The following is a 17,624-nucleotide window of genomic DNA, read 5'->3' as shown; positions in this document are numbered from 1 at the left end:
ATGACCTGAGCCCGGCGCAGCGCCGACCGATCCATCTTCGGCCAGTATTTCCCAATTCCTTCCAGTGTCCGCCCTGTCCCTGCAAAGGAGATATGGCACAATATCGCGCATGATGCCTTTTTCCCTACTCCGCCCGCAATTGTCGCAGGCGAGCGCCAACCTTACCCACGATGTCGAAGTCGTCGATGAGCGCGGCCGCCGTTCCCTCATTGCCATTCCGGCCGAACGTCCCTTGACGCTGTACGTCGACAAGCGCGAACTGGTCACCCTGATGACGCTGGGCGGCGCCCCCGAGGCGCTGACGCTCGGCTACCTGCGCAACCAGCGGCTGGTCAAGTCGATCGAGGAAATCGAATCGGTGCAGGTCGACTGGGCAGTCGACGCGGTCGCCGTCGTTACCCGTAACGGCATCGCCGACGTCGAGCAGCGCACCTCCAAAAAAGTCGTCACCACCGGCTGCGGCCAGGGCTCGGTGTTCGGCGGCCTGATGGACGAGATCGACCAGATCGCGCTGCCGCCTGACGCGCGCCTGCGCCAGTCGGTCGTCTACAAGATCGTCGACCAGATCCGCACCCAGAAATCCATCTACAAGCAGGCCGGCTCGGTGCACGGCTGCGCGCTGTTTTCCAACCAGGGCGAACTGCTGTATTTTTTTGAAGACGTCGGCCGCCACAATGCGGTCGATGCGATCGCCGGGCGCATGTGGCTCGACGACGTGGCCGGCGGCGACAAGGTGTTTTATAGCACCGGCCGGCTTACTTCCGAGATGGTGATGAAGGGCGCCCAGATGGGCATCCCGTTCCTGCTGTCGCGCTCCGGCACCACCCAGATGGGGCACATGGTGGCCGAACGGGTCGGCATGTCGCTGCTGTCGCGCTGCTCCGGCAAGCACTTCCTGCTGCTCGCCGGCCAGCACCGCCTCGTGTTCGAGCCGGAATCGCTAGAACCGTTTGAACCGTCTGCGCGCCCGGCCTGATGTCGCTGCTCGAGGCGATCCGCGGGGCGTTCGGGCTGCTCCTGTCGGGTGATGCCGCGCTGTGGCGCATCATCTGGATTTCCCTTAAAACGAGCTTGATCGGCCTGGCGCTGGCGACGCCGCCGGCGGTGATGCTCGGCTACGCCATCGCCGCGCACCGCTTTCGCGGGCGCCGCATCGCGATCTGGCTGGCGCAGGCCGCGCTGTCGCTGCCGACCGTTCTCATCGGCCTGCTGCTGTACCTGATGCTGTCGCGCGCCGGCCCCCTGGGCGGCCTGAACTGGCTGTTTTCGCAGCCCGGCGTGGTGGCCGGCCAGTTCGTCATCGCCATGCCGGTACTGGTCGCCTTCACGCTGACGGCGGTGCAGGCGGCCGATCCGCGCTACGCCGAAACGGCGATTGCGCATGGCGCGGGAGACTGGCGCTTGATGGCTACCGTGCTGCATGAAGTGCGCTTCGGCGTAATGGCGGCAATCATCAGCGGCTTCGGCCGGGTGATCTCGGAAGTCGGCTGCGCGCTGATGGTGGGCGGTAACATCGCCGGCGAGACGCGCACCATCACCACCGCCATCGCGTTAGAGACGAGCAAGGGCGAATTCTCGCAGGGCATCGCGCTCGGCATGGTGCTGGTGGCGATCGCGCTGTTGATGAACGGCGCGCTGATGCTGCTGCAGGGTGACGCCCACATGGCGCGGGGGCATACGTGAGCGCGCTGCTGGTCATCGACAAGCTGCGCAAGCAGTTCGGCGAACGCCGGTTGTTCGACATCGAGCGCTTCACCCTGGAGGCCGCCAGCGCCTACGTGCTGACGGGCGTCAATGGCGCCGGCAAGAGCACCCTGCTGCGCGTGCTGGCCGGCCTTGAGCCAGCTGAGGCTCAGGCCTTGTCGTTCGACGGCAAGGCGCTGGCGCTGGCGCCGTATCCGGGCGCGATGCGGGAGGCGGTGGGCTACGTCCACCAGCACCCGATCATGTTCTCGACCAGCGTGGCGCACAATATCGGCTACGGATTGACCGCGCGCGGCGCGGCGAAAGCGCAGGTGGACTTCGAGGTGGCGCAGGCGATGGCGTGGGCCGGCGTCGAGCACCTGCGCGCGAGCGACCCGGTGAGCCTGTCGGGCGGCGAGAAGCAGCGCGTGGCGCTGGCGCGCGCCAAGGTGCTGCGGCCACGCCTGCTGCTGCTCGACGAGCCGACCGCCAATCTCGACGGCGCCGCGCGCGAGCAGGTCATCGCGCTGATTCCGACCTTGATCGCAGCCGGCAGCAGCGTGGTGATGGCGTGCCACGACCCCGACCTGATCGGGCTGGCCAACGTGCGCCGGCTGAAACTGCGCGATGGGCACATTGAGTATCGTTAGTCCTGTTATCTTCATTTTTCAAGGAGCCAGCATGAAACGCCGTACCCTGCTATCCCTCATGATCGCCGCGTCTTTGCCAATCGCCTCTTCTCTGCTGCCGGGCATTGCCGGCGCCGCCGATGCCGCCGATGTGATCCGGTTGTCGACCACGACCAGCACCGAAAACTCCGGCCTGCTCGGCTACCTGCTGCCCGCGTTCGAGGCAAAAACCGGCGCCAAGGTCCACGTCATTTCGGTCGGCACCGGCAAGGCGCTCGAACTGGCGAAAAACGGCGACGTCGACGTCATGCTGGTGCATGCGCGGCCGATGGAAGACAAATTCGTCGCCGACGGCTACGGCATCGACCGGCGCGACGTCATGTACAACGACTTCGTGGTAGCCGGGCCGGTGTCGGACCCGGCCAAGCTGCGCGGCGGGCGCGACGTGCTGGCGGCGTTTCGCAAAATCGCTTCGAGCGGCGCCAAATTCATCGCGCGCGGCGACAATTCGGGCACCGACCTGATGGAGAAAAATTACTGGAAGGCGGCCGGCGTGATGCCGGCAGGCGCCCGCTACATCTCGGCGGGCCTGGGCATGGGTGAAGTGCTCAACATGGCGGCCGAACTGCAGGCCTACACGCTGACCGACCGCGCGACCTATGGCGCCTACAAGGCCAGGACCGGGCTGCAGATCGTCGTCGAGGGCGACAAGTCGATGTTCAATCCGTACGGCATCATCGCGGTGAACCCGGCGCGCCACAAAGACATCAACCACAAGGGCGCGCGATTGCTGATCGACTGGATCACGTCCAGCGAAGGCCAGCAGCGCATCGCCGCGTTCAGGCCTGGCGGGCAGCAGCTGTTTTTTCCATCGGCGGCTGGCGCAAGCCCGCTCACCCCGGCACGCTAATAGAAGGAACATCGTAAATGACTTCGACGCCTGTTTTTTCTGCATCGGCGGGACCGCGGCCGGGGTGTCGGAGCAGAAGTACACGCGCTTGACATACGACCTGACCCCGGCCGTTGCGGCCGCTGCTGCGGGCCATGCTGCCGGCGGTGCGCAATGGCGCGCCAAAACGGCTGCTGGAAAACCCCGGCATCAATGCGCTCAGCAAGCACGCTGAAGTAAAGTGAATGTAAGGGAAGTCGCCGGCTAGTTGTATTCGACGGTGACGGCGAGGGTGCCGGAGTAGGAGCCGCCGGCCTGGCCCGCACCAACGTCCAGGGTCGCGCCGATGTAGATGGTCTGGGAACCGTTATTCAAGACGCTTCCCGGGGCGGCGTTGGTAGTCCCATTGGCGGCACCAGCGGCACCACCGGCACTCGATTTTGTCATCAACATCGTATCCACGCCGCCGAGGCGCGACAAGGTCGCGGTGCCGCTGTGCGTGATGCTGTAGGCGGCGCCCGGCGCGCCGGAGACGACGAACGCTGCCGCCGTCATGGCGGGGCCGTCGGCGAAGGCCAGCACGCCGCCGCTGACGCTGCGCGTGCCGCTGGTGCTGATGGTGATGCTGCCGGCCGTTCCGGCGGCGAACTTGCCGAACGACAGGTCAGCGGTTTTGGTCACCACGACCGGCGTGGCCAGTACCGCGGCGCTGGCCAAGGCCGTGTCGTTTCCGGCCTTGGCCATGACACTTTGGGTGACCATGACCAGGGCGCAGGCAAGCGCCGCCAATGGGCGTTTTGTGCGGCTGAAGTGAAAATTGGTGTTCATTTGCAGCGCCTGGTTCATCCATCAAGCCGTACCACGATGTGGTGACGGTGCCTCGATCGTCGAAACGCAGAACCGGAAAAAAGGGCGCGCGAGGTCAAGGGAAAACGCTCCCTCGCAGATCACTTTCGGCGACCCTGCCGTCATAGGCGTCAGACGCCGTTAGACCAGTGGTTTTGCGTCCCCGGCTTTCGACGGGTTTGCCATTATCGAGTTACCTCGCCATAGTACTACTTTTCCGACAATTTTACTTCTCGTAAAGCAAGTTTCATTTATCTAAAGCAATACTATTTATCTTATGATAAGTGCGTATCTTGGATAGAATGCGGCGCTTGTTTCTTTGAATTATGAATATATATTCATTTCTGTCGGTCACGCTTTTTCCTTCGCCTGGGACCAGTTCGACAACGCGGCGCGGGTGGCCGCGCTCGGAGCCGGAGATGGCCGCAAAATACAAGGCGACCTATGCCGGTTAGCGCCGCGTACGCTGCCATCCTGATGGCTGGCGGCAAGCGCAAAACCGCGCAATCGCAAGGCGATCATCGTGGTAATCTGCAGCGGCATTTCCATCGCCGGATACAGCCCTCCGGGCGGCTTTGCCTGGCGGCGGCGATACTATCGCGGTGTTGTTCAGTGTTAACAAAAGCCCAGGCGTGGCAAAGCTTTTATATTTTGCAACAGCTTCGTTGGCACCGTCTTGTGTCAATAGGCGACAGTTGCGCACTAACAACTCGTCGAGAATGCGGGTCGGCGCCATGCGCCTGCGTCGAAAGTCAATCTCCGGTGAAATTAGAAAACACATATTTACTCAAGGGACTTTCGATGATTCACCGGCTTAAAAAATATGCGTGCACGCGCTGATCACTTCGTTTGTGTTGGTCGCAGGCGGCACGCGATACGCTGGCGTCAATCGAGCTTGCAGAGAAAAGCCGGAAGCCCTGATACGATCCGGGCGGCCACAGAAAAGGTAGATTTACCTGGTTTAAGCACGAGGCGTTGAGCGGAAAATTCGCTACATCAAAATCACGTCGTACTGCTCCTGATGATACGTATTCTCGACCTGCAGCGAAATCCGCTTGCCGATGAAGTCGCCCAGCAGCGCCAGGTGCTGCGACTCTTCTTCGAGGAACAGGTCGACCACTTCTTGCGAGGCGAGGATGCGAAATTCGCGCGGGTTGAACTGTTTCGCTTCGCGCAGCAGTTCGCGCAAGATCTCGTAGCAGATGGTGCGGCTGGTCTTGACCTGGCCTTTGCCGGCGCAAGCCGGGCACGGTTCGCACAGGATGTGGGCGAGCGACTCGCGGGTGCGCTTCCTCGTCATTTCCACCAGCCCGAGCGCCGAGAAGAAGCTGACCGACACCTTGGTGCGGTCGCGCGACAAGGTCTTTTTCAGCTCGGTCAGCACGGCGTTGCGGTGCTCGGCATTGTCCATGTCGATGAAGTCGAGGACGATGATGCCGCCCAGGTTGCGCAGCCGCAGCTGGCGCGCGATCGCTTGCGCGGCCTCCAGGTTGGTCTTGAAAATCGTGTCGGCGAAATTGCGCCCGCCGACAAAACCGCCGGTGTTGACGTCGATCGTCGTCATCGCCTCGGTCTGGTCGACGATCAGGTAACCGCCCGACTTGAGGTCGACGCGCCGGCCCAGCGCGCGCAGGATTTCTTCTTCCACGCCGTACAGGTCGAACAGCGGCCGCTCGCCCGAGTAGTGCTGCAGGCGCGCCACTTCGCTCGGGGTGTAGGCCTTGGCGAATTCGACCAGCGCCACGAAGTTTTCGCGCGAGTCGACCTGGATGGTGGCCGTCTCGTCGTGCACGAAATCGCGCAGCACGCGCTGGGCCAGGTTCAGGTCCTGGTACAGCAGGCTGGTGGCGGGGCGGGTGCGCGCGCCGAGGCAAATCGCGCCCCACGTCTTGCGCAGGTAGTCGACGTCGGCGGCGAGGTCGGTATCGGACGCTTCCTCGGCCATCGTGCGCACGATGTAGCCGCCTTTTTCTTCCTCCGGCAGCAGGCTTTGCAAGCGGTTGCGCAAGCGGTCGCGGTCGGACTCCTTTTCGATTTTCTGCGAGATGCCGATGTGGCTGTCCTGCGGCAGGTAGACCAGCATGCGCCCGGCGATCGAGACCTGGGTCGACAGGCGCGCGCCCTTGGTGCCGATCGGATCCTTGATCACCTGCACCGTCAGCACCTGGCCGTCGAACAGGATTTTTTCGATCGCGGTCGGCGCGACGGTCGGGCCGTCGTGGGTGCGCGCTTCCCAGATATCGGCCACGTGCAGGAAAGCGGCGCGCTCCAGGCCGATGTCGATGAACGCCGATTGCATCCCCGGCAGCACCCGCACCACTTTCCCCAAGTAGACGTTACCGGCCAGCCCGCGCGTGAGCGTGCGTTCGATGTGCAGTTCCTGCACGGCTCCCTGCAGGATCAGCGCGACGCGCGTTTCCTGGGGCGTGATATTGATAAGGATGTCTTCGTTCATAGCTGCGATGATACACGCGAGCGCGTCCGGCGGGGGGCTGATCCGGGGCGTCATGCGCTTCTTGTCGTCCGCGCCAATGCGGGGATCCAATTTGCGCGATGCACAATTGCCGGCGCCGTTTGGCGCTAACGATTTTTCGCAGTAATGCGGTCCCGCGTTCGCGAGACGACAGCAAGATCAAGCCTGCGGCAGCCCCGCCTGCCGCAGCAGTTGCGCCGTCTCGAACAGCGGCAATCCCATGATGCCGGAATGGCTGCCGTCGATGTGCTCGACGAACAGCGCGGCAAGGCCCTGGATGCCGTAGCCGCCGGCCTTGTCGTACGGCTCGCCCGTGACGCAATACGCCTTGATCGATTGCGCGCTCAAGGTGGCGAAGCGCACCTGCGAGACCTGGGTGAACTGCCCGGTGAAGTTTTTGTGGTGGACCGCGACCGACGTCAACACCTGGTGGGTGCGGCCGGACAGGCGTTCGAGCATGCGCACCGCTTCATCGAGGTTGGCCGGCTTGTGCAGGATCTCGCCGTCGAGGGCGACGGTGGTATCGGCCGCCAGCACCGGGCGCGCCGGCAAGCGCCGGCACTGCACCACGTGCCATGCGAACGCCGCTTTTTCGTTGGCCACCCGCGCCACGTAGTCAGGCGGTGCCTCGCCCGGCAGCTCGAGCTCGGAGACGTCGGCGCCGCGCGCGGCGTCGCTGCGCAGCGACAGCAGCTCGAAATCGACGCCGATCTGGCGCAGCAGCTCGCGCCGCCGCGGGCTTTTTGAGGCCAGGTAGATCTTCTTGTCGATCAGTTTCATCGTAAAGTAAAAATAGGGTAGGTCAGACCCGGTGATAGGGGTGATTTTGTGTGATCGACCACGCCCGGTACAACTGCTCGGCCAGCATGACACGCACCATGCCGTGTGGCAGCGTCATGCTCGAGATGCGGATCAGCCCTTCGGCCTTCGCCTTCAATACCGGATCGAGGCCGTCGGCCCCGCCGATCAGGAAGGCGGTGTCGCGCCCGTCCTGCTGCCACTGCATCAGCTGCCGCGACAGGCCGACGCTGGTGAGGTCAAGGCCGTGCTCATCGAGGGCGATGATGCGCACGTTCTTCGGCAGCGCTTGTTCGATGCGCTCGCGCTCGAGCGCCATCGCGGTGGCGGCGGTCTTGCTGCCGGAACGCTCGACCGGCTTGATTTCCTTGAGTACGACGCGCAGCTCGGGCGGCATGCGCTTGGTGTACTCAACAAACCCGGTCTCGATCCAGGCCGGCATCTTGTGGCCGACCGCAGCGATAATGAGCTGCACGGATTTACTGCTCGACGGCTTTTTTGGCGACCCGCTTGATGACCTTTTTTTCCGGCACGGCGTCGGCCGCAGGCTTGGCTGCCTTGACCGCGGCAACGCGCTTGGCCGGCTGCGCCTTGAGCGCCTTGACGGCTGCCACTTCGGTCTTGGTCGGCGCGATTTTCACCACTTTGCCGACTGCTTTCGAGGCCTTCTTGACCGCTGGCTTCTTGGCGGCGACGGCTTTCTTGGCCGCTGCTTTTTTCGCTGCGGGCTTGCGCTCGTTGACCGGCTTGACTTCCGGCGCTTCCTGGGTCGAGGCGAGGTGCTTCGACTTCGGCTTGGCGGCCGACTCCTTGACCTCGGACGCCTCAAGGGTGCCCTTGCGCTTGGCGGCGCCGAGCTTGACCGGCTTGTCGCCCCAGATTTCTTCAAGACGGTAGTACTGGCGGATTGCCGGCTGCATGATGTGGACGACCATGTCGCCCAGGTCGACCAGTACCCATTCGCCGGTGTCTTCACCTTCCATGCCGATGACGTCGCCGCCGGCGTCTTTGACCTTGTCGCGCACCGAGGCGGCAAGCGCCTTGGTCTGGCGGTTCGAGGTGCCGGAAACGACGGCGATGCGGTCGAACAGGCTGGTCAGGTGTACCGTGTCGAATACGGTGATGTCCTGGCCTTTGACGTCCTCGAGTGCGTCAACGACGAGGGTTTGCAGTTTTTTAATATCCATTAGGCTTTGTATAAATTATGTTGTTGAATGTAGTCTAGCACTACCGGGGAGATAAGCGAATTTACCTGCTCTCCACGTTGTAGCGCAGCACGAATCTGGGTGGCTGAGATGTCCACTGCCAGCGCCTCGGCCAGGAAAACCCTGCCGGACGGTGTAGTACGTAGCTGTTCCAGGCTCCCCTGGCGTGTTTCAATTTCTTGCGCGACGGCGCTGGGCAATTGTGCTTGCGTCAGCGCCAGCGAATATCCGGGCCGCGCGCCGACGCCGATATGGGCGTAGTCGAACAGCGCGCGCCAGTCGCGCCAGCTGTCAAGCTGCGGCAGCTGGTCGGCGCCGACCAGGAACACGATCGATGCGGCGGGCCCCAGTTCGGCGCGCAGCTGGCGCAGTGTGTCGATGGTGTAGGTCGGCGCGCCGCCGCCGTTGTCTCCATCGTTACCTTTACTGCGATCGATCTCCTGGCGGTCGACCATGACGTCCAGCCCTGCTTCGCGAAACGCCAGTTCGATCATCGCGATGCGCTCGCCGGCGCTCGCCTTCAGCCCGGTTTTCTGCCATGGATTGCCGGCCGGGACGACGCGCAGCTGGTCGGGGTGAAGCAGCGCGCCAAACAGTGCGGCCAGCGCCACGTGGCCGCGATGAACCGGGTCGAAACTGCCTCCCAGCAGTGCGACGCATGCGGTCACGTCGCCAGCCAGTCTTTATGCACCAAGAAGTCCGAGTACAGCGCCGCTTCGGCGCTGCCCGGTTCCGGATGCCAGTCGTAGCGCCATTTGACGATCGGCGGCATCGACATCAGGATCGCCTCGGTGCGCCCGCCCGACTGCAGGCCGAACAGCGTGCCGCGATCCCACACCAGGTTGAACTCGACGTAACGGCCGCGCCGGTAGGCCTGGAAGTCGCGTTCGCGCTCGCCGTACGGCGTGCCTTCGCGGCGCTGCAGGATCGGCAGGTAGGCCAGCAGGAAGGCGTCGCCCACGCTTTGCGTCATCGCGTAGCTCTGGTCGAAGCCGGCTTCGTTGAAGTCGTCAAAAAAGACGCCGCCGACGCCGCGCGGCTCCTTGCGGTGCCTGATGTAAAAATACTGGTCGCACCAGGCCTTGAAGCGCTCGTGCAGCGCGCCGCCGAAGGGCGCGAGCGCATCGTGGCAGGCCTGGTGGAAGTGGCGCGCGTCCTCATTGAAGCCGTAGTAAGGCGTCAGGTCCATCCCGCCGCCGAACCACCAGACCGGCTCCAGTCCTTCGGCGACCGCTTCGAAAAAGCGCACGTTCATGTGCACCGTCGGCGCATATGGGTTGCGCGGATGAAGCACCAGCGAGACGCCCATCGCTTCCCACGCGCGCCCGACCAGCTCGGGACGCGCGGCCGCGGCCGAGGGCGGCAGGCTGGCGCCGGTGACGTGCGAGAAGTTGACGCCGCCGCGCTCGAACACGTTGCCGTCCTCGATCAGGCGCGAGATGCCGCCGCCGCCCTCGGGCCGCTGCCATTCGTCGCGCGCAAACGGCTTGCCGTCGACGCCTTCGAGCGCCTGCACGATACGCGATTGCAGGTCGAGCAGCCAAGCCTTGACGGCGAGAGGGGAGGGGGATGACATCGGGCGGGGTTCGGGGATTAAAAAAGTGAGGACAGATTGTACACTGACGGTGGGTTTTATGATATGGACCGGAGGGGTCAGACCCCGCTGGTTCAGTTGGGGGTCTGACCCCGGAGTTGCAGGCACCACCTCGACCGGGGTCTGACCCCTAGCTCAATGCTTCAATCCCCGCCACCCGATATCGCGCCTGAACTGCGCGCCATTGAAGCGGATCTTGTCGACTGTTTCGTACGCCTGCTTCTGCGCCGTCTTGATGCTGTCGCCCAGCCCCACGACGCACAGCACGCGCCCGCCGTTGGTCTGCAGCGTGCCGTCCACGATCGTGGTGCCGGCATGGAAGGTGACGCACTCCGGCGTTTCAGCCGGGATGCCGTCGATGACGTCGCCCTTGCGCGCGTTGTCCGGGTAGCCAGGAGCGGCCATCACCACGCCCACCGCGGTACGGCGGTCCCATTCCAGTTCGACCGTATCGAGCGTGCCGTTGATGGCGTGCTCCATCACGCTGACCAGGTCGCTCTTCAGGCGCGCCATGATCGGCTGTGTTTCCGGGTCGCCCATGCGGCAGTTGAATTCGAGCGTCTTCAGATTGCCCTGGGCGTCGATCATCAGGCCGGCGTACAGGAAGCCGGTGAAGACAGTGCCGTCCTTGGCCATGCCGTTGATGGTCGGGTTGATGACCTCGCGCATCACGCGCGCATGCATCTCCGGGGTGACGATCGGCGCCGGCGAATAAGCGCCCATGCCGCCGGTGTTGGGGCCTTCGTCGTGGTCTTTCAGGCGCTTGTGGTCCTGGCTGGTGGCCAGTGGCAGGACGTGTTTGCCGTCGCACATGACGATGAAGCTCGCTTCTTCGCCGGCCAAAAATTCTTCGACGACGATGCGCGCGCCGGCGTCGCCGAGGCGGTTATCGAGCAGCATCAGGTCGGCCGCGTCGTGCGCTTCCTGCAGCGTCATCGCGACGACCACGCCCTTGCCGGCGGCCAGGCCGTCGGCCTTGATGACGATGGGCGCGCCTTGCGCATCGATGTAGGCGTGGGCTTGAGCGACGTCGGAAAAAGTTTTGTAGGCGGCGGTCGGAATGCCGTGGCGCTGCATGAAGGCCTTGGCGAAATCCTTCGAGCTTTCCAGCTGCGCCGCTTCTTTCGTCGGCCCGAAAATTTTCAGGCCGCGGGCGCGAAACAGGTTGACGATGCCCGCCGCCAGCGGCACTTCGGGGCCGACGACGGTAAAGGCGACGTGCTCGGCGACGACGAAGTCGGCCAGTTGCGCCGGGTCGGTTAGGTCGACGTTGACGAGCCGGCCGTCGCGCGCCGTGCCGCCGTTGCCGGGCGCGACATACACCATCTGGATGCGCTCCGATTGGGCCAGTTTCCAGGCCAGTGCGTGTTCACGGCCACCAGAGCCGACTACCAGGATTTTCATAATCGTCTTACTCTTCGATCAAAGCGTTGGTAGAAACTTCTTGCACGTCGTCGAGGTTTTCGAGCGCATCGAGGATTTTTTGCATCTTGATGGCGTCTTCGCCGGCCAGCACCGTCTCGGCGTCCGGCTTCCAGATGATTTCGGCCACTTCGGCCTTGAAGCCGGTTTTTTCCAGCGCGTCCTTCAAAGCCGCGAAAGCGAACGGGTCGCACAGCACTTCGAAACCGCCTTCGTCGTCCTGCACCACGTCGTCGGCGCCGGCGTCGAGTGCCGCTTCCATCAGCTTGTCTTCATCGACGCCGGGGGCGAACAGCAACTGGCCGCAATGCTTGAACATGAATGCGACCGAGCCTTCGTTGCCCATGTTGCCGCCGTGCTTGTTGAAAGCGTGGCGCACTTCGGCCACCGTGCGCACGCGGTTGTCGGTCATGCAGTCGACGATGATCGCCGCGCCGCCGATGCCATAGCCTTCATAACGCACTTCTTCGTAGTTGACGCCTTCGAGGCCGCCGGAGCCGCGCTGGATCGCACGGGTGACGTTTTCTTTCGGCATGTTGGCATCAGCAGCCTTGTCGACCGCCAGGCGCAATCGCGGGTTGGCCGCGACGTCGGCGCCGCCGAGGCGCGCGCCCACCGTGATTTCCTTGATCAGCCGCGTCCAGACCTTGCCGCGCTTGGCGTCGGTGGCAGCCTTCTTGTGCTTGATATTGGCCCATTTGCTGTGTCCAGCCATGATGGATCTTTCTTGGAGGGTATGCGAGAGTGGCGCACATTTTAGCATAGCGGCATCGGGGAATCGAGCGTGGAAGGGCGACTCCAAAGGAGCCGTCGTCCTGGCGAACGCGGGGGCGACAAGAATCCGGCGCCGTCAACCGCCTTTTGCAATTCCCTCTACAATTGCTTAATGAACAAAACGGCAGCCGCCCATGCCCCTACCGTCGCAAGCCGGCACCTGGCTGCGGTCGAAAAAAACTTAACCTAGAAAGCGCCGCTCGCATGAAACCACGTATCGCCCTGATCGCCCACGACGAGAAAAAAGACGACATGGTGTCGTTCGCGGCGGAATATCTCGACTTCCTGCGCGGCTGCAGTTTGAGCGCCACCGGCACCACCGGCGCGCGCCTGGCCAACGAGCTCGGCCTGGCTGTCGAGCGCAAGCTGTCCGGTCCGTACGGCGGCGACCTGCAGATCGGCGCGGCGCTGGTCGAAGGTTTGATCGATGCCGTCATCTTTCTGCGCGACCCGATGACGCCGCAGCCGCACGAGCCGGACATCAATGCCCTGGTGCGCGCCTGCGACGTCCACAACGTGGCCTGCGCCACCAATTTATCGACAGCCCACCTGGTGCTGTCGCAACTGCAGCTCGTCTCACGCTCAAGCAAAGGAAAATAACATGATGACCAAAGCGATTCAGTTCAGCCGCACCGGCGGCCCTGAGGTGCTCGAGTACGTCGACATCGAGATCAAAGCGCCCGGCCCGGGCGAGGCACAGGTGCGGCAGCAGGCGATCGGCGTCAACTTCATCGACGTGTACTTTCGCACCGGCCTGTATCCGCAGCCGCTGCCTGGCGGCTTGGGCAAGGAAGGCGCCGGCGTCGTCGAGGCGATCGGCGAGGGCGTGACGGAAGTAGCGGTCGGCGACCGGGTGGCGTATGCGGGCGGGCCGACCGGCGCCTACGCGCAGGTGCGCAACGTGCCGGCGGCGGTGCTGCTGCGCCTGCCAGACGAGATTTCCTTCGAGACTGGCGCGGCGATGATGCTGCAAGGGATGACCGTGCAATACCTGCTCAACCGCACCTACAAGGTCAAGCCGGGCGACACCATCCTGTTCCATGCGGCGGCTGGCGGCGTCGGCCTGATTGCCTGCCAGTGGGCCAAGGCAATCGGCGCCACGCTGATCGGCACGGTGGGTTCGGAAGAGAAGGCCGCGCTCGCCAAAGCGGCCGGCGCGGCGCACGTCATCAATTACAACACCGAAAATTTTACCGAACGGGTGCGCGAGATTACCAACGGCGAGATGGTGCCGGTAGTCTACGATTCGATTGGTAAGGACACGTTTATCGGCTCGCTCGACTGCCTGCAGCCGCTCGGATTGATGGTCAGTTTCGGCAGTGCCTCGGGGCCGGTGCCGCCGTTTTCGCTGGCCGAACTGGCCTCGCGCGGCTCGCTGTTCATCACCCGGCCGTCGCTGTTTTCCTACTGCGCCAAACGCGTTGATCTCGAGGCGTTGGCCGCCGACCTGTTCCAGATGGTCGCGTCCGGCAAGGTCAAGATCGACATCAACCAGCGTTACGCCCTGGCCGACGCGGCGCGCTGCCATATCGAACTGGAAGCGCGCAAGACGACGGGGTCGTCGATTTTGCTGCCATAAAGCCTGGTCGCCGTCGCGCACGCGGGTGTCGCAAAACGTCGAATGGCCGCAATTGCCACGTCGTCCTCGCGCACGCGGGGACCCCATTTATCGCATCCAGCAAGCACCCGGGGCCGCACGCGAATGGGGTCCCCGCGTGCGCGAGGATGACAGCTTGGTTACCCGTTGCCCTGCTTAAGCTCGACGCGGCGGGCCCCGCCGTTCGGGCCGGGAAATCCTTCGAAGGCGCTTTGTACCAGCGCCGGCATCAGCGCCGGGGTCGACAGCTCGCCGCTGTTGTTGTGCACGGTGACGTCGAACAGCCGGCGGTTGTCGCCCGCGGCGCGGATGCCGACCTGCAGCTCGCGCTGGTAGACGTGCCGTTCGACGACCTCGTAGCGCGGCAGGCCGCCCCAGAACGGGTCGTAAAATGGACTGTACAGGCCGCCGCCCCAGTAGCCGCGCCGGTGGTACGGCCCCATATAGGCAAACCGCGCCGACGGCGAAAAGAACGGATCGACCGCCTGCACCACCCGCACCGGCACGTCGGTCGTGGTGAAACGCATCGACACCCTCAACGCCGGCGTGGCGGCCGCTTCCTGGAAACCGAGTTTGCCGAGCTGGGCGCGCACCAGGTTCTGGTAGCTGCGCAGCTCGAGCGTGTCGTCCTGCGGCGGCGGTGCGTCAAAGCTGTAGGTCTTGTCCTGCAACTGCGCCGGCCACTGGTGGAAGGTGGTGACGTCGCTGCGGATGGTGGTGGCACAGCCGCCGAGCAGCAGCGCGAGGGCGGCAGTGGCTGTCAATACAATGCGTTTCATGTCGAACTCCATCGGAATCGTTTTTTCCCAACTTCAGTGTAGGAAAAACACTGCGGTTTTGTAAAATCTTTACAGAATGTTACCGCAGAACACACATTGATACATTGGTTTTTACGTCGATCCGAAGGCGAGCCCGGCGGCGGCGTGCCGAACACGTCGGGCGCTTACCTAACGCCAACGGGCGCGAATCGGGCGCGAATCGGGCGCGAAGCAGGCGATCTAGCAGCGGTGTTGGTAAAATAGGCATTCGTCCATCAAATCCTCACCGATTCGCCATGCGCACAGACACCTCCCAGACCATCTACCGGAACGACTACACCCCACCGAGCTACCTGGTCGAGACCGTCGAACTCGGTTTCGATCTCGATCCGGCCCGCACCATCGTCGCCAACCGCATGACGATGCGGCGCAACCCCGGCAGCAAGCGCGCCGGCATCGAACTGCATGGCGAGAACATCGAACTGGTGGCCCTGCGCATGAACGGCAAGCTGCTCGGCAAGCGCGATTACCGGATCGACGGCAGGTTGCTGCGCATCCCGAACACGCCCGACGACGTGACGCTGGAAATCGAAACGCTCACCGCGCCGGAAAAGAACACGACGCTGAGCGGCTTGTACGTGTCGAACGGTAATTTTTTCACGCAATGCGAAGCCGAGGGATTTCGCAGCATCACGTTTTTTCCTGACCGTCCCGACGTGATGGCGAAGTTCACCGTGATGCTGCGGGCCGATAAAGAAAAATATCCGGTGCTGCTGTCGAATGGCAACCTCGTCGAAGAAGGCGAGCTCGGCGACGGCCGCCACTTCGCCCTGTGGGAAGATCCGTTCAAGAAACCATCTTATTTGTTCGCACTGGTCGCAGCCAGGCTGGTGTGCCAGGAAGAGCGCTTCCGTTTGAAAGACGGTCGTGACGCGCTGCTGCAGGTATGGGTCGAAGAAGGCAACCTCGACAAGACCGACTACGCCATGCAGTCGCTCAAGAACAGCATCCGCTGGGACGAGGAGCGCTTCGGCCTCGAACTCGACCTCGACCGCTTCATGATCGTCGCGGTCGGCGACTTCAACATGGGCGCGATGGAAAACAAGGGCTTGAACATTTTTAATACCAAGTTCGTGCTGGCCAATCCGCGCGTGGCGACCGACGTCGATTACGCCGGCATCGAGGCGGTCGTCGGCCACGAATATTTCCACAACTGGACAGGCAACCGGGTGACCTGCCGCGACTGGTTTCAATTGTCGCTCAAGGAAGGCTTGACCGTGTTCCGCGATCAGGAATTCTCGGCCGACATGATCGGCACCGACAGCGGCCGCGCCGTCACCCGCATCGACCAGGTGCGCACCTTGCGCCAGGCCCAGTTCCCGGAGGACGCCGGTCCGATGGCCCACCCGGTACGGCCCGACTCCTTCGTCGAGATCAACAATTTCTACACCGTCACCGTGTACGAAAAAGGCGCCGAAGTGGTGCGCATGATCCAGACCCTGGTCGGGCGCGAGGGTTTTCGCAAAGGCATGGACTTGTACTTCGAGCGGCATGACGGCCAGGCCGTGACGTGCGACGATTTCCGCGCCGCGATGGCCGACGCCAACGGGCGCGATTTGAACCAGTTCGAGCGCTGGTACAGCCAGGCCGGCACCCCGGTGGTGGGCGCCGTCGGCCGCTACGACGCCGAAGCAAAAACATTCGACCTGACGCTCTCGCAAAGCTGCCCGCCGACCCCGGGCCAGACCGACAAGCTGCCGTTCCATATCCCGGTGGCGGTCGGCTTGTTGGGCGCGGACGGCAACGACATGCAACTCGGCCAGGGCGGCCTGAAGGGCGCAACTGCCGTGCTGGAGTTGACCGAACAATCGCAGACGTTCAGCTTTACCGGCGTACTGGAAGCGCCGACGCCTTCGATGCTGCGCGATTTCTCCGCGCCCGTGGTGCTCGAGTACGCCTATACGGACGACGAACTGCTGCATCTGTTCAGCCACGACAGCGACCCGGTCAACCGCTGGGAAGCCGGCCAGCGGCTGGCGATGGCGCGCCTGTCCAGATTGGCAGGGGCGTTGGCGAATGGCGGCAAGCTCGACCTCGACGACACCTTCATCGACGCCATGCGAAAAATACTGGTCGACGCTACGCTCGACCCGGCCTTTCGCGAACAGGCCTTGCTGCTGCCGTCGGAAACCATGATCGCCGAGAAGATGGGCGTGGTTAATCCGCAAGCCATCCATGCCGCGCGCCAGTTCGTGCGCGCCTGCATCGGCGCCTGCCTGCGCGCCGAGCTCACCTCGCAGTACCACGCCAATCTGACGCCCGGCCAATACAGTCCCGACGCGCTGTCGGCGGGCCGGCGCGGCCTTAAAAACCTGGCGCTGTCCTACCTCGCCGCCGCGCCCGACGCCGACGGCGTCAACCTGGCGCAGGCGCAGTTCGACGGCGCCGACAACATGACCGACCGGGTCGCCGCACTGGTTGCGCTGATCCAGGCCCGCGCCGACGCTGCGCCCGCGGCCCTGCATGATTTTTACCAGGACTTTAAAAACGAGGCGCTGGTGATCGACAAGTGGTTTTCAATGCAGGCCGCCGCACCCGACACCGACGTCAAGGCAGTGCGCGCGCTGATGCAGCACAGCGCCTTCAACCTGAAAAACCCGAACCGCGCACGCAGCCTGGTGTTCAGCTTCTGTGGCGGCAACCCGGCGCAATTTCACGCGATCGATGGCAGCGGTTACGCCTTCTGGGCCGAGCAAGTCATCGCCCTCGACGCCATCAACCCGCAGGTGGCGAGCCGGCTGGCGCGCTCGATGGACCGCTGGCGCCGCTACGCGCCGGCCTTACAGCTGAACATGAAAAAAGCGCTGCAGCAGGTCGCCAGCCTGAAAAAGCTGTCGAACGACGTGCGCGAAGTGGTGAGCAAGGCGCTCGCCAACTGATTTTGCTTGACCGAGAA

Annotated in this window: 17 protein-coding genes and 1 riboswitch; of the genes, 7 read left to right on the top strand and 10 right to left on the bottom strand. The window is 63.6% G+C overall.

Features of this window, described 5'->3' with window-relative positions:
* Positions 1–109: 109 nt before the first annotated feature.
* From CR103_RS07180 to CR103_RS07165, 4 genes are read left to right on the top strand one after another with little or no spacing between them, the layout of a single operon-like run.
* A complete protein-coding gene (locus tag CR103_RS07180; RefSeq protein ID WP_370659425.1) occupies positions 110–976 on the top strand; it encodes a formate dehydrogenase accessory sulfurtransferase FdhD in 867 nt (288 codons plus the stop codon).
* Positions 976–1,683, top strand: coding sequence for an ABC transporter permease (locus CR103_RS07175; RefSeq protein WP_099915316.1), 708 nt, complete (start codon positions 976–978; stop codon positions 1,681–1,683). Before CR103_RS07180 ends, CR103_RS07175 begins: the two co-directional genes overlap by 1 nt.
* A complete protein-coding gene (locus tag CR103_RS07170; RefSeq protein WP_099915315.1) occupies positions 1,680–2,333 on the top strand; it encodes an energy-coupling factor ABC transporter ATP-binding protein in 654 nt (217 codons plus the stop codon). The genes CR103_RS07175 and CR103_RS07170 overlap by 4 nt, the downstream gene beginning before the upstream one ends.
* A 31-nt stretch (positions 2,334–2,364) precedes the next feature.
* Entirely contained in the window at positions 2,365–3,222 is an 858-nt protein-coding gene (locus tag CR103_RS07165; RefSeq protein WP_099915314.1) for an ABC transporter substrate-binding protein, read from the top strand.
* Positions 3,223–3,465: 243 nt separating this feature from the next.
* On the opposite strand, the gene CR103_RS07155 is transcribed toward CR103_RS07165, so the two are convergent.
* From CR103_RS07155 to CR103_RS07115, 9 genes are all read right to left on the bottom strand, one after another.
* Positions 3,466–4,029, bottom strand: coding sequence for a DUF4402 domain-containing protein (locus CR103_RS07155; protein ID WP_180279309.1), 564 nt, complete (start codon positions 4,027–4,029; stop codon positions 3,466–3,468).
* 124 nt (positions 4,030–4,153) lie between these two features.
* A riboswitch (cyclic di-GMP riboswitch) is annotated at positions 4,154–4,241 on the bottom strand.
* 797 nt (positions 4,242–5,038) lie between these two features.
* Positions 5,039–6,502, bottom strand: coding sequence for a ribonuclease G (rng, locus tag CR103_RS07150; protein ID WP_099915386.1), 1,464 nt, complete (start codon positions 6,500–6,502; stop codon positions 5,039–5,041).
* A gap of 177 nt (positions 6,503–6,679) precedes the next feature.
* Positions 6,680–7,300, bottom strand: a complete 621-nt coding sequence (locus tag CR103_RS07145) for a Maf family protein (protein ID WP_099915312.1) — start codon at positions 7,298–7,300, stop codon at positions 6,680–6,682.
* Between the two features lie 22 nt (positions 7,301–7,322).
* Positions 7,323–7,793, bottom strand: a complete 471-nt coding sequence (rlmH, locus tag CR103_RS07140) for a 23S rRNA (pseudouridine(1915)-N(3))-methyltransferase RlmH (protein WP_099915311.1) — start codon at positions 7,791–7,793, stop codon at positions 7,323–7,325.
* Positions 7,794–7,797: 4 nt separating this feature from the next.
* Positions 7,798–8,505: a ribosome silencing factor gene (gene rsfS / locus CR103_RS07135; RefSeq protein WP_099915310.1), complete on the bottom strand. Its 708-nt coding sequence runs from the start codon at positions 8,503–8,505 to the stop codon at positions 7,798–7,800.
* Complete coding sequence (locus tag CR103_RS07130) at positions 8,505–9,191, bottom strand: nicotinate-nucleotide adenylyltransferase (RefSeq protein ID WP_099915309.1); 687 nt, start codon at positions 9,189–9,191, stop codon at positions 8,505–8,507. Before CR103_RS07130 ends, rsfS begins: the two co-directional genes overlap by 1 nt.
* Positions 9,188–10,099, bottom strand: coding sequence for an oxygen-dependent coproporphyrinogen oxidase (gene hemF, locus CR103_RS07125; RefSeq protein WP_099915308.1), 912 nt, complete (start codon positions 10,097–10,099; stop codon positions 9,188–9,190). The genes CR103_RS07130 and hemF overlap by 4 nt, the downstream gene beginning before the upstream one ends.
* A 153-nt stretch (positions 10,100–10,252) precedes the next feature.
* Positions 10,253–11,521 (bottom strand): phosphoribosylamine--glycine ligase, encoded by a 1,269-nt coding sequence (gene purD / locus CR103_RS07120; RefSeq protein WP_099915307.1) that lies wholly within the window; start codon positions 11,519–11,521, stop codon positions 10,253–10,255.
* A gap of 7 nt (positions 11,522–11,528) precedes the next feature.
* The gene (locus CR103_RS07115; protein ID WP_099915306.1) at positions 11,529–12,254 is read right to left on the bottom strand and encodes a YebC/PmpR family DNA-binding transcriptional regulator; all 726 of its coding nucleotides are present in this window, start codon (positions 12,252–12,254) and stop codon (positions 11,529–11,531) included.
* A 263-nt stretch (positions 12,255–12,517) separates the two neighbouring features.
* Between CR103_RS07115 and CR103_RS07110 the strand changes: the two genes are divergently transcribed.
* Both CR103_RS07110 and CR103_RS07105 read left to right on the top strand, forming a co-directional pair.
* On the top strand, positions 12,518–12,913 hold the full coding sequence (locus CR103_RS07110; RefSeq protein ID WP_099915305.1) for a methylglyoxal synthase: 396 nt from the start codon (positions 12,518–12,520) through the stop codon (positions 12,911–12,913).
* Positions 12,914–12,917: 4 nt separating this feature from the next.
* Positions 12,918–13,892: a quinone oxidoreductase family protein gene (locus CR103_RS07105; protein ID WP_099915385.1), complete on the top strand. Its 975-nt coding sequence runs from the start codon at positions 12,918–12,920 to the stop codon at positions 13,890–13,892.
* Positions 13,893–14,050: 158 nt separating this feature from the next.
* Here the strand turns inward: CR103_RS07105 and CR103_RS07100 are convergent, their stop codons facing one another.
* Complete coding sequence (locus CR103_RS07100; RefSeq protein ID WP_099915384.1) at positions 14,051–14,689, bottom strand: DUF4136 domain-containing protein; 639 nt, start codon at positions 14,687–14,689, stop codon at positions 14,051–14,053.
* A 275-nt stretch (positions 14,690–14,964) separates the two neighbouring features.
* On the opposite strand from CR103_RS07100, the gene pepN reads away from it, so the two are divergent.
* Positions 14,965–17,607: an aminopeptidase N gene (pepN, locus tag CR103_RS07095; RefSeq protein ID WP_099915304.1), complete on the top strand. Its 2,643-nt coding sequence runs from the start codon at positions 14,965–14,967 to the stop codon at positions 17,605–17,607.
* Positions 17,608–17,624 lie beyond the last annotated feature (17 nt).

This window comes from Massilia psychrophila, assembly GCF_002760665.1.
Taxonomy (GTDB): Bacteria; Pseudomonadota; Gammaproteobacteria; order Burkholderiales; family Burkholderiaceae_D; genus JAFCUW01.
Note: the sequence above shows the minus strand (reverse complement) of the source record. Positions and strands in the feature narration are given on the sequence as shown.